The organism is Clostridium neonatale, assembly GCF_900465025.1.
GTDB classification, from domain to species: Bacteria; Bacillota; Clostridia; order Clostridiales; family Clostridiaceae; genus Clostridium; species Clostridium neonatale.
This window is the reverse complement of the sequence record NZ_UICR01000002.1, coordinates 500691-513624: the sequence shown is the minus strand read 5'-3', so window position 1 is coordinate 513624 and position 12934 is coordinate 500691. Positions and strand designations below refer to the sequence as shown.

Sequence of the window (12934 nt, the reverse complement as noted above, 5' to 3'; positions counted from 1 at the left end):
CTGTGCCCAAAAATGTTTGCTCCAAAAACAAGTTTTGGACAAACAATTTTGGAACAGCCTCTGCCAAAGAATTTAAAAGCTGAAATTTCCAATACAATACTACGCATATTCATATATTGGATTTCTTTGTTTTCTCCAAAATCATAAATACCTAATTTATTTTAGTTATGATTAATGTTATTTTATTCCTTTAAATATAGTTTCAATTAATGCAGAAAATTATTAAGGCACATATAAAAATTGACCTTAACCCGCATAAAATAAGGAAATTCTTAAGAATTTATATTCTTATATTTATATATTGTTGCCTTCTTAAAAATGATAAAATATTAACTTGTTTAAATAACTATTCTATAATTTAAAAATGTATTTATATAAATATTAATAATGCTGAAAATCTGAGCTTTATTTCGGTGTTGTTCACTAAATTTTAGTTTCATGTATTTTGTTTAAGGTATGTAATGAAGTGTTATGATATAATGAAAGAATATCAAAGATTTTAGCTCACATAATAAAGCTTTGTTTGGGAATTTGGAAATTATAATTAGTTAGATTATTAAGAAATAACTTTTAAAATTAAGAGGTGAATAAGTATGAAAATTAATAAGATTTCTATTGTAGGAATGGGAGATTTGGAGATTTTATTTGGAAATTATTTCGTAGAGAAATTAGGAAAAGATGCAGGTAAAATTGGAAATGAGCTTACCTTTTCTCATTTAGGGCAATTATGTATTGGAATTCCAAAAGAAGAGTATAAAAGGGCTATGTTTAATGATTTGGATGATTTTTTTAATTCTATAAATATTCTGAAGGTTAATGAATATTTATATGATAAGATTAAGGCTATGGAAGAATAATATTAAGTTACTATGATATTATCAAAAATAATTTACACCCTTAAGGGACACCTCGTTCACAGGTTATATCCAAATATAATTTCCTAAAAAATAAAAAAAGCTTGACATTGAGTCAACTCCAAGTGATATGTTATAGAAGGAATAATAAATTTATTTATTAGTATAAGTAGTACTGATGAAAAAGATGAAACCAAAAGCAAATAATTTGTATTTTGATAATCTTATTGAAATTACTTTATATAAAAATATGGCTCAACACTAAAAGCTGTGCTTGACAATATGAAGCAAGAATTTTTTTGAATGTAATAAACGTGCATTGGCATCTTAATTCTGTCGAGAACACATTTTGGTGTTGAGGCAAAAATATTTTATATAATTAACAAAGAGATGGGAGGAATATAAAAATGACAATTTCAGAAGTAAGTAAAAAGTATGGACTTACACAAGATACTCTTCGTTACTATGAACGTATTGGATTAATACCTTATATTAACCGTACGTCAAGTGGGAGAAGAGACTATACAGAAGAGGCTTGTAAATGGATTGAGTTTATTAAATGCATGCGTTTAGCTGGACTGCCAATAGAAACTTTAATTGAATATGTAGCACTTGATCAAGAAGGAGATTCAACTATAACTGCTAGAAAAGAATTACTTGTTGAGGAACGTGAAAAGCTTATAGAAAGAATAAAAGAGATGCAGAAAACTTTAGAACGTTTAAACCATAAGATTAGCAGATATGAAGAAGCAGAATTAACAGGAGTTTTAAGTTGGGGAAAGTAGTTTATAATAGTGTAAAGATTAAAAGCTGGGAATCATGCAATTCTCGGCTTGATTTATGATTGTTTTAATTAAAGTTATTGTATTCTATTCGATTTATATTTTATAGAGGATCATATCATAGTCATTTTGGCGATTTTTATTAAGTAAATGGTGCTAACATGAAAAGTTGTATGAAAAGGTATAAATTTAAATGTTTCAGACAACAGTTAAACCATAAGTTGTGCAATTATTTATAAATTTAAATATTATTTTTTTAAGGGAGAAGTATTATGTTTAGTTTAAAAGTTGATTTAATAAAGGGGAACATATTAAAGTCATTAGTAATTTTTGCAGTACCGATTTTTATTTCATCTATATTTCAGCAGTTATATAACACAATGGATACAATGATTGTAGGAAATTTCTTAGGTGATACATCATTAGCTGCAATAGGGGCCTGCGGAGCAGTATATGAATTACTAGTTGGTTTTGCACTAGGTATAGGTAATGGGCTCAGTATAGTAACTGCAAGAACTTATGGTTCAAATGATGAAAATTTATTGAAAAAATCTGTAGCTGGGTCCATAGTTATTGGAATATTGGTAACTATTGTAATCATGATAGTATCAAAGCTGTTTTTGTATTCATTATTAGAATTATTAAATACACCTGAAAATATAATAGATGAATCGTATTCATATATATATGTGATAACTATATTTGTTGGTGTTATGTTTGCATATAATTTATTTGCAGGATTATTAAGGGCAATAGGCGATAGTGTTATGCCGTTAGTATTTCTTATTATATCTTCAATAATTAATGTAGTCTTAGATATATTATTTATTACAGAATTTAATATGGGAATTAAGGGAGCAGCTGTTGCAACTGTTATTGCACAAGGGATTTCAGCTCTATTATGTGTTATCTATATATACAAAAAAGCTCCAATTCTTATACCATCTAAAAAACATTTTGCTTTTGATAAAGAATTGTATAAAGAATTATTAGGGCAAGGATTTTCAATGGGATTTATGATGTCTATAGTATCTGCAGGAACAGTTATATTGCAAACCGCAATTAACAACTTGGGCTATCTTATCATTGCTGGACATACTGCAGCACGTAAACTTAATAGTTTTTGTATGATGCCTGGTATGACTATTTCAATGGCTTTATCAACTTTTGTTTCTCAAAATAAAGGAGCGAATCAAGGATATAGAATAAGAAAAGCAGTAAGATATGCTAATATTCTAGTCATTTGCTGGGGGATAATAATTTCTGTATTTTTATTTTTTGCAGCACCAACAATGGTAAAAATATTATCAGGATCTACTGAAAGTACTGTTATATACAATGGAGCAAAATATTTAATAATAAATGCACCATTTTACGGGATTCTGGGTATTCTTTTAAATTTAAGAAACTCATTACAAGGATTGGGAGAAAAACTTATTCCGCTAGTTTCAAGTATTATTGAGCTATTAGGGAAAATATTATTTGTTATTTTATTAATACCAAGTCTTGAATACTTTGGCGTTATTATATGTGAACCAGTTATCTGGTGCTTTATGTGTATACAGCTTGCATATTCATTTTATAAGAATCCATATATTAAGGAACATAAATTTCAATAAAAACTGTTGACATGGAGTTAACTCTAAGATTTAACATTAATATGCATAAACATTAAGGGAGGATGATAAATATGAAAAAAACATTTTATTTAATGAGACATGGACAAACCTTGTTTAATTTAAGAAGAAAAATTCAAGGTGCTTGTGATTCTCCACTTACAGAGCTTGGAATTAAACAAGCTCAGGTTGCAGGAGAATATTTTAAAGATATTCCTTTAGATCATGCATATAGCTCAACTTCTGAAAGATGTTGTGATACTTTAGAAATTGTTACAGATAACAGTATTCCTTATACAAGATTAAAAGGTTTAAAAGAAATGAACTTTGGTATATTTGAGGGAGAAAGTGAAGATTTAAATCCCAAAAACAAAGAAGTGTTTGGAACATTTTTTCTTGATTATGGCGGAGAATCAAGAGCTCAGGTAAGAGAAAGAATGGTTAAAACATGTACAGAAATTATGGAAAAAGAAGATCATGAAGTAGTACTTGCTGTATCTCATGCTGGAGCCTGCCTGCAGTTTTTAACAGAGTGGCAGGATCCAATAGAAGAATTAAGAAAGGGATTTACTAACTGCTGTATTTTTAAATATGAATATGAAGATAAAAAATTCAAACTAGTTGAAGTTATTCGCCATAATATTTAGAAGTAATAAATATTATAATCCATAAAATGTTGTGAGAAATCTCTTTGATTGATAGTTTGAGTGTATATTATAGTATATAAAAAAGTGAATAGACAGAATATGATATGTTTATTATAATGTAGACGGATGGCATACAAATATTAATCAGTTGGAGGAAAAAACATGTATAATAAAATAATGGAATCAGTAGAATTTATTAAATCTAAGGTAAGCAGAAAGCCTAAAATAGGTGTTATATTAGGTTCCGGGCTTGGAGATTTAGTTAATGTTGTAGAAGACAAAGAATATATTTCATATGAGGATATTCCAAACTTCCCAGTATCTACAGTTAAAGGCCATGAAGGAAAGTTAGTATTTGGAAGAATAAAAGATGTAGAAGTGCTGTTAATGCAGGGAAGATTTCATTATTATGAAGGATATACTATGAAAGAAGTTACATATCCTGTTTATGTTATGAAACAACTTGGCATAGAAAAGATTATTGTGACAAATGCATGTGGAGGAATAAACACAAGCTTTGAGCCAGGAACATTAATGTTAATTAACGATTTTATAAATTTATTTGGAGATAATCCTTTAATTGGAGTTAATGATGACAGACTTGGAACAAGATTCCCAGATATGTCAGAGCCATATAAATTAGAGCTTATTAATAAAGCAAAAGAAATAGCAAAAGAACTTAACATAGATTGTGCAGAAGGTGTTTATGCAGGATTTATGGGACCATACTATGAAACTGCTGCTGAAATAAGAATGATTGGAGGCGTGGGAGCAGATGCAGTAGGTATGTCAACAGTACCTGAAACAATTGCTGCTAACTATTTAGGTATGGATGTACTTGGAATAGCATGTATTACAAATATGGCAACAGGGATACAAAAAGTAAAACATTCCCATGAAAGAGTTGTTGAAACAGCTAAAAAAGCATCTGTAGATTTATGCAGATGGGTAGAAAAAATCATTGAAGAAATATAAAATTAAATTTTATTATAACATTTTAAGAAAATATATTTTATATGAAGGTTATAGGTATATGAACTTTAAAAGAAAAATATATTTTTTAGAGGAAAATAATAATTAAAAGGATATAATGTAACTACGTTTTAGTTACATTATATCCTTTTTTTGCACAAAAAAATAGTACCTCATTAATTCTAAGATACAAAACACATTGACAATAACATTGTTAGTGATATAATTGAACATTATAACGCATTATGAATAAAAATATTTATATAATTAATCATAACATAAATAAAAAATAAAGTCAATACTTTTTTGAAAATATTTTAGGAGGAGTTTAAAAAATGGATAAAGATCTAATTTCATTTGAAAACAAACTAATAGAAAGTAAGATTCATGATGAAATAATTGAATGTAATGAAAAAACACGTGAATATGGATTACAGCTTACTGAAAAAGATGTAAAAGAACTTATTAATACAAGAAAAGTAGCACTTGCTAAGACTGGAAGACTAGAGTTCAATGGTGAAATAATAGATAAAATTATTATGAATTTTTGTGACTCTCCATATATATCACAATATAATTATAGCGATACAATAAATGAACTTGTAGAGATTTTTTATAACTATAAAAATGAAACATTAGATGTAATAGGAGATGATGAATTAATTGAAATAATGAAAGAGTATTTTGATAATTACTGCCAAGGCTCATTAGAACTTTTAGAAGGAAAAGTGTTATATACAATAGCTGATAATATAAGAAATGGTGTGAAAGATTATAAGAATATTAATGGTGAAAAGGACTGGTAAATGCCAATATCTAAGATGCTTGTTAAATGTCTTTTGAGTATTTATTAATGAAGGGGAATGAGAAACTTTGAGTAATGAAAAAATTATTATAGAAGATAAAGAAGATATTATTAAATATGCAGAAAACATCATAAAGTATGAGATTATAAAGAGAGAAGATTTAAGTGAAGAATGCTTTTTAAATGACCTTTTATCCAAAGCTTATGAAAAAAGGTTAATAGAAGATAAAGAGGTAGAAAAAATATATTTTGAAAGATTACAAAGCTTACAGGCTTTATTAAAGTATTATACAAAAGATGAAAGCAGCTCAGTAATGTTAGAAACTGCAGACGATCTTTTTAAATGTATAAATTATACAATAAGTGTGTATTTAAAACAATTTGAAAGGGTGGATGAAATCCTTAAAAAATTAAAAAGTGAATCAATAGATGATATGCTGAATAAAGGAAATATAATAATTAAAGCTAATGTGGAATATAGTAGAAGCTTATTAAAAAGAATTCAGAAAAATAAGCTTAAAGTGGGTAACTATTCTTATGATGATACTGCCAACTATGGAATTTCAATATTTTTTAAACAGTATGATGATTTCTTTGGAGCACATGAATCACCAGGTTCTATAGATTATCAGCTTGCAATAGAGCTTAAAGATTATGTTGGTGTTGAATATATGCGAAATTATTTAGAAAGGCTGAACTTGGAAAATGAATTTTGTTTTAATTTTGATGAAGATAATATCAAAAAGCTTTTAAAAGGATATGATAAAAATTCTGAGCTTCTTCTTTTGAATATATTTGAAATTGTACTTACCAACTGTCTTGGATTAATTATATGTAATAAAGAAATTAAAAATCTTCATATTTCCGAGCATGATAGGGAAATAATAAAGGATAAATTAAAAAAATTATCTAAAGAGGAGATAAAAGGATTATTATTAAGGTGTGGAAAAGAGTGTGTAAGAATTTTGGTAATTAGAAATAATGATTTAGTAGATTATATTGATCAATGTGTAAATAAAATGACTTATTCCATATATGAAGGAGTACAACTTGATAAGCTGCAAAATATTTTCGTATCTTTTGCAAAAGAAAATGAAGAAGAAATAATTGAATACATTGATAAAGAAAAAATGAGTAATGAAAAGTTTAGAAAAGTGGTAGAGCAAATTAGAGAATGCTCAGATTTAGAAGAAAAGATAGAAATTATTAATAGTAAGGTTAAAAGCTTAGCTGACTTAAATGATGTGCTTGATTCAGAATGCTTATTTGATGATGAATATGTAGTATATTTCAATTCTCTAAATAATATGGAGATAATCATGCTTTCAAAATATATTGATGTATATGGCTTGGAAAGAGAATGGCATGATTATTTTAAGGCATATTTAGATGAATTTTCTAGTGAGGAAAGAGAAAATATGGTAAAGATTAAGGAGAGAATAATACTGGCATAATATCATATAATGTAGAAGGAATAAAAATATAACTTTAAGTCTCATAATCTCTTGGAAAAATTGAAATAGTAAGGATAAAATTAAGTTTCTTGACAAACAAAAGCTAAAAATATAAAATCTTAGTAAGAATTATTATTAATTATTACGATTATTTAAGCTAAATAAATTATTTAGCAATCATGATTTTTGTGAATTTATATAAAAATATATTTTATAGAGGGGGGAACATATGAATACTTTAGTAGGAATATTGATACCATTTGTAGGAACATCATTAGGGGCGGCATGTGTTTATATAATGAAAAAAGAAATGAATCCATTTGTAAATAAAGCATTACTTGGATTTGCTTCTGGCGTAATGATTGCAGCATCGATATGGTCATTAATAATCCCTGCAATTGATATGTCTAGTAATATGGGAAAACTATCATTTATTCCAGCAGCAGTTGGAGTATTAGTTGGAATTTTATTTTTACTAATGCTTGATAAGCTGATTCCACATCTTCATTCAAATAGTAATGAGCCGGAAGGAATAAAGAAGAATAATTTAAAGAAAGCAACAATGCTTGTTTTAGCTGTTGTTATTCATAATATACCAGAAGGAATGGCTGTTGGAATTGTTTTTGCAGGTGCTTTGAATGAAGGCGCATTATTAACTCTTGCAGGAGCTTTTGCTCTTTCAATAGGAATAGCAATTCAAAATTTCCCAGAAGGAGCAATAATATCAATGCCACTAATAAGTGAAGGATTAAGTAAAAACAAGGCATTTCTTTATGGGGTATTATCTGGAGTGGTAGAACCAATAGGAGCAATTGTTACAATAATGTTTTCTGGTTTAATAACACCTTTTATGCCATATCTTTTATCATTTGCAGCAGGAGCAATGATATATGTTGTAGTTGAAGAATTAATTCCAGAAGCTTCTCAAGGTGAGCATTCCAATATTGGAACAATAGGATTTTCTATAGGGTTTGTAATTATGATGATTTTAGATGTTGCATTATCATAAAAATAAAATGATTAAACTATTAATTTTAATAAATGAATAGTTTAATCATTTTTTATTTAACTTACTGTAAAGTGGAGTTTTCATACATAAGGTTATAATAAAATATTTTAATCTTTAACTGAATAATTTATAAATATAGTTTATATATTTGTTTGCACTAAAAAAATATTTGAGCGAATGGATTACTGTATTTTTCAAAAGATATATAAATTGAAAGAAAGAATAAATTTTCAATTGGAGCATTGCCAAAACAGGAGAAGAAAAAGAAAATTATTAGAACTGCTGTTAAAAGGGACACGCAGAGAGAAGTATTTGAGCTAAAAATTAAGAAAATTTTATAAAAAATATTGACAGAAATAAGATAACAAGGTATTATTTTAAATGAGAATTGTTTTCAATTAAAATAATACTCCTTCTAATTGAAATATATTTTCAATAAATAAAAAACTTCTTTGTCAGCACACAACAAAGAAGTTATAAAGGTTAATACATCGCGTAACCTTAAAAAATGCTCCTCATTAACAAATTAATAAACGCACATTTTAATTTGTTAAAACAAAATCTTATTGTATGATTTGCACACCTCATACAATAAGATTTTAGTTTTTTTTAATATAATTGTCAAGTTCGTTTTGTATTTTATTAAGAATAAATTTATAGAATATTATTTTTATAATTTATCAAGGTATTTTAAAAACTAATTGATATATTAAATACAAAACAGATATGTAGAATATGGTTGCTGAGCAAAAGCTAGAATTTGAATTTAAGTTCTGGCTTTTTAAATGTATTTTGGTAATAAGAAAAAGCATTTGATAAATAGTTATAGATAATAGACTTTCATTGGCAATATATATTGCCAATTGTAAATTATTATTACCCCTTAGGTTTAAATATCATAGCAGCAAGAAAGCCAAAGATTATTGCAGCAGAAACTCCGCCACTTACTGTCTTTAACATTCCAGTAAATATTCCTATAAAGCCAGTCTCAGTTGCTTCTTTTATAGCTGCTGTCACAAGAGTATTTCCAAAACTACTTATAGGTATAAATGCACCTGCACCTGCAAATTTAACTAAAGGATCATATAGTCCAAATCCTCCGAGGATTGCTCCTATTACAACTAATGTACATGTTGTGTGTGCTGGAGTAATCTCTAAAATATCCATTATAAGTTGACCAATAACACATATCAGACCACCTATTATAAATGCAAAAATAAATTTTTCCATAACTTATAACACCTCTTTTTACATTTCTATAGAAACAGCATGAGCAATACAAGGTATGCTTTCTTTTTGCTGAAAAGATATAGGAGACATTAATGCTCCTGTTGCAACAATAAGCATTTTCTTTAATTCACCTTTTCGCATACGATTAAGCAAATGTCCATAAGTTACAGTAGCAGAGCATCCACATCCGCTGCCACCAGCAAAGCTTGGTTGTTCTTTCTTATATATTAATAGTCCACAGTCAGTAAATATGTCTATGGGCATATTTATTCCATGCTTTTCAAATAAAGCATTGGCAATTTCATGACCAACTTTTCCTAAATCACCTGTAGCAATAAGATCGTAATAAGAAGCATCAATATTTAAATCTCTAAAATGAGCTTCTATTGTATCTACAGCTGCTGGAGCCATGGCAGCACCAACATTATAAGGATCAGAAATACCCATATCTACAACTCTTCCTATAGTGGCAGAAGTTACTTTAGGACCATCACCATTTGGGCCAAGGATGCAGGCACCAGCTCCTGTTACTGTCCATTGAGCTGTAGGTGGTCTTTGTACTCCATACTCTGTAGGATATCTAAATTGTTTCTCAGCTGCCGCATTATGACTGCTTGCGGCAGCTACAACATATTTTGCAGAATTACTATCTATTAATTGGGCTGCCAATGATAAACCTTCCATAGAACTAGAGCAGGCTCCAAATATTCCTAAATAAGGAACTCCTAAAGTTCTGGCAGCAAAACTGCTGGAAATAATTTGATTCATTAAATCTCCACTTAAAAAAAAGTTAATATCGTCTTTTCTTAAATTTGATTTTTGGATTGCTCTTTGACAGGCATGCTCAAGCATAGTTTTTTCAGCTTTTTCATAACTATCCTGCCCAAACCATAAATCTTCACCAATTATATCAAAGTCATTAGCTAAAGCACCATTGCCTTCAAATGGTCCGCCAACAGCTGCAGAAGCTAATATTGTAGGCTTAGAATTAAAAATCCAAGATTGATGTCCTTTAAGCATTTACATCGCTCCTAACCAAGTTATTGTCATTTTTATTGTAGCAATTATAAAAGATGCAAAAACTCCATAAACAACAATTGCACCTGCAAGGCTGAACATGTTTCCAGCTACCCCAAGTACAAATCCTTCACTTTTATGCTCAATTGAAGCAGAAGCTATAGAATTAGCAAAGCCTGTGATAGGAACTGCAGTCCCGCATCCTGCCCATTGACTCAAATGATCAAAAATTCCAAGACCAGTAAATAAAGCGGCGAAAAATATTAAAACAACTAAAGTTGGAGATACTGAAGTTTTTTCATCAAAGCTAAAATAGTTCATACAAATCCATTGTATTATTTGACCGATTGTACATATTGTACCTCCAACAAGAAATGCTCTTATACAATTCTTAAAAATAGGCCTTTTAGGTTCTATTTTATTTACTAATTTATCATATTCCTGCTGAGTGGCAGTCATTTTTTTCTTTTTCATATTTGACATATATTCACCTTCTAACGTAATAAGTATGGCTCTAATTTTTTTATTATCTCTTCTAATTTTTCAGCATTTTTTGAGTACATAGTTTTTGTATCTTTATCGTCACAATCTAAAGAAAATGAAATAAAATCTGCTTGAGTTTTCTTTATGCTAGCATATAGCATTTCTTTAACTTGTGTTTTTGGCACCTGTATCATGTCGTCAAAAAGATCCACATATAAATCACCAGAAGAATCTACTTGACCAAGAAAAACATTTTCAAGTGTGACACCTTTTATTTCTAATTGAGTTTTAAGCCAATCATGATTTAATCCGGCATTAGTAAGACCCTCATTTAATATATTCCCATCTAAAATTACTGCTTGTGGTTCAGCCTTAGATGCTACTTGTTTTCCTAAATCATAGGAAGTTACTGGCTTTTTATCAGCTTTTAAACTAACATTAATTTCTCCATTTGTTTCCATTACAGCAAACTCTACATCAGCTAAGTTAAATGCTTTTTTTGAACGCATTTCTTGTAAAAACTCCTCGCCTGTAATTCTTTCTTTAGATAAGTTATCTTCCATTATCTTGCCATTTTTTATTAAAACTCTTTCTTTGCCATTTATTAGATTGTAGATTACTTTGCTTTTCATAGAAGCATAATCTAAAATAAGAGGCATAAGAGCCCAAACAGCCAATGTAATTAATCCAAAATAAATATTAGGAACTATATTTAAAGATATTAGAGAAATTATAATTGCAATGACTGCATAAGAAATGAAGTCAAATGGAGTAGCTCTTGATAAGGTTTTTTTCTTTATATATTTTGTTATAATTAAAGTTAAAAAAAATAAAACGATTGAATTAAATAATATTATTAACCAAGTATTCATATGTCACCTCACTTAGTTGCCTTTGTATTGGGGTTCCTCAAACTCCATAAATCCTATTCTCTTTTCTAAATCAGCTTTGATTTTATGTATTTCTTTAGATGCTTCATTGTAAATTCTCTTAGCGTCTTTATCACGTTCTTGTAATGAATACATTTCTAAAGTTGCTTCAGCTCCTTTTAGTGTAGCTAATGTTTCTTTAACTTTTGAAATAGCAGTCATAAAAAAGTCTCCTTTATAGTTTAAATTGCTTACTAACTTACTTTAACCAGTAATATTAGTTTTAATTCATATAACAATGTAAATATTTATTTAAAATGTTAAAGAAAATTTCCAAGGATATGTAGGATAAGAAGAGTTAAGGTTTATTATACTTATTAATAGAAATTATATACACTAAATTAAATAAATATAGGATATATTTATTTAAGGAAGATATTTCATTATGATAAGTTGAATATTTAAATTGATTATGAACAAAAATATAGTTGCAATAAAAAATAGATTTACATTGAAGGAGGGATTTTTATGCCAACAGGAACTAAACTAGAGACAGCATTAGCTAGTGCAAAAGGATTAGCTGCAGATATGAAGACATTTTCTTTAGATACAGATAATCAAGAAGCAAAACAAATGTTTGATCAACTTGCAACTACAATGGATAGTGTAGAACAACAAATTCAATCAAGACTAGACTTTGTAAAGCAAGAAGAACCTCAATATAATAATTAATATTATTGAGTTAACTTTGAGAAGATAAAAATAAACCTTGTTTTAATAGATATAGTATTACTTTATAATATGATGTCTATTGAAATGAGGTTATTATTTTTCAACCAATTAATATTTATAATTATTTCTATGAATAATATATAATAAGATTTGAAATTATTTCTGAATTTTGAATGTATAAAAGAATATATAAATATGGATAAGTTATTTAAAAAATATTGCAATAGACTAATGCATAGTTCCTAAAGAATAAAAAATAAATTATATGCGCCTGGCCTTTTCTTCGGCAAGCTCAGAAAATCCAGAGTGCGCTGAAAAAAATCGACGGCTTAAAGGACTACGTTTTATAAAAGCTATTGTATTCTATTGTATTTGCATTTTTATAGAAGACTATATAATAGTCGCCTTGGCGATTTTTTTATGTTCTAAGAAGCTGTTGTCATATATGAGAATTTTCTAAGAAA

Annotated in this window: 14 protein-coding genes; 9 read left to right on the top strand and 5 right to left on the bottom strand. The window is 28.2% G+C overall.

The window, feature by feature from the left end:
* Positions 1-593: 593 nt before the first annotated feature.
* The 8 genes from CNEONATNEC86_RS13985 to CNEONATNEC86_RS13950 all read left to right on the top strand — a co-directional run bounded on the left by CNEONATNEC86_RS13985 (position 594) and on the right by CNEONATNEC86_RS13950 (position 8139).
* Complete coding sequence (locus CNEONATNEC86_RS13985; RefSeq protein WP_125148655.1) at positions 594-857, top strand: hypothetical protein; 264 nt, start codon at positions 594-596, stop codon at positions 855-857.
* Positions 858-1261: 404 nt separating this feature from the next.
* Positions 1262-1639 (top strand): MerR family transcriptional regulator, encoded by a 378-nt coding sequence (locus CNEONATNEC86_RS13980; protein WP_159136252.1) that lies wholly within the window; start codon positions 1262-1264, stop codon positions 1637-1639.
* Between the two features lie 269 nt (positions 1640-1908).
* Complete coding sequence (locus CNEONATNEC86_RS13975; RefSeq protein WP_159136251.1) at positions 1909-3255, top strand: MATE family efflux transporter; 1347 nt, start codon at positions 1909-1911, stop codon at positions 3253-3255.
* A gap of 71 nt (positions 3256-3326) precedes the next feature.
* Positions 3327-3899 carry a histidine phosphatase family protein gene (locus CNEONATNEC86_RS13970; protein ID WP_058295808.1) on the top strand — a complete coding sequence of 191 codons (573 nt, stop codon included), beginning with the start codon at positions 3327-3329 and terminating at the stop codon, positions 3897-3899.
* A gap of 162 nt (positions 3900-4061) precedes the next feature.
* Positions 4062-4874, top strand: coding sequence for a purine-nucleoside phosphorylase (locus CNEONATNEC86_RS13965; protein WP_159136250.1), 813 nt, complete (start codon positions 4062-4064; stop codon positions 4872-4874).
* A gap of 332 nt (positions 4875-5206) precedes the next feature.
* Positions 5207-5677, top strand: a complete 471-nt coding sequence (locus tag CNEONATNEC86_RS13960) for a DUF6323 family protein (RefSeq protein WP_159136249.1) — start codon at positions 5207-5209, stop codon at positions 5675-5677.
* Positions 5678-5744: 67 nt separating this feature from the next.
* Positions 5745-7130, top strand: a complete 1386-nt coding sequence (locus CNEONATNEC86_RS13955) for a DUF6179 domain-containing protein (RefSeq protein WP_230131749.1) — start codon at positions 5745-5747, stop codon at positions 7128-7130.
* A 229-nt stretch (positions 7131-7359) separates the two neighbouring features.
* Positions 7360-8139, top strand: a complete 780-nt coding sequence (locus CNEONATNEC86_RS13950) for a ZIP family metal transporter (protein ID WP_159136248.1) — start codon at positions 7360-7362, stop codon at positions 8137-8139.
* A gap of 876 nt (positions 8140-9015) precedes the next feature.
* Here CNEONATNEC86_RS13950 and spoVAE read toward each other — a convergent pair.
* The 5 genes from spoVAE to CNEONATNEC86_RS13925 are packed head-to-tail and all read right to left on the bottom strand — an operon-like array spanning position 9016 to position 11960.
* Complete coding sequence (gene spoVAE, locus CNEONATNEC86_RS13945; protein ID WP_058295804.1) at positions 9016-9369, bottom strand: stage V sporulation protein AE; 354 nt, start codon at positions 9367-9369, stop codon at positions 9016-9018.
* A gap of 18 nt (positions 9370-9387) precedes the next feature.
* Entirely contained in the window at positions 9388-10389 is a 1002-nt protein-coding gene (gene spoVAD / locus CNEONATNEC86_RS13940) for a stage V sporulation protein AD (protein WP_058295803.1), read from the bottom strand.
* Positions 10390-10869, bottom strand: a complete 480-nt coding sequence (gene spoVAC, locus CNEONATNEC86_RS13935) for a stage V sporulation protein AC (RefSeq protein WP_058295802.1) — start codon at positions 10867-10869, stop codon at positions 10390-10392. It abuts the gene before it with no gap.
* An 11-nt stretch (positions 10870-10880) separates the two neighbouring features.
* Positions 10881-11741 carry a DUF421 domain-containing protein gene (locus tag CNEONATNEC86_RS13930; RefSeq protein ID WP_125148581.1) on the bottom strand — a complete coding sequence of 287 codons (861 nt, stop codon included), beginning with the start codon at positions 11739-11741 and terminating at the stop codon, positions 10881-10883.
* Positions 11742-11753: 12 nt separating this feature from the next.
* Positions 11754-11960: a DUF1657 domain-containing protein gene (locus CNEONATNEC86_RS13925; RefSeq protein ID WP_058295800.1), complete on the bottom strand. Its 207-nt coding sequence runs from the start codon at positions 11958-11960 to the stop codon at positions 11754-11756.
* A gap of 306 nt (positions 11961-12266) precedes the next feature.
* On the opposite strand from CNEONATNEC86_RS13925, the gene CNEONATNEC86_RS13920 reads away from it, so the two are divergent.
* Entirely contained in the window at positions 12267-12470 is a 204-nt protein-coding gene (locus tag CNEONATNEC86_RS13920; protein WP_058295799.1) for a DUF1657 domain-containing protein, read from the top strand.
* Positions 12471-12934 lie beyond the last annotated feature (464 nt).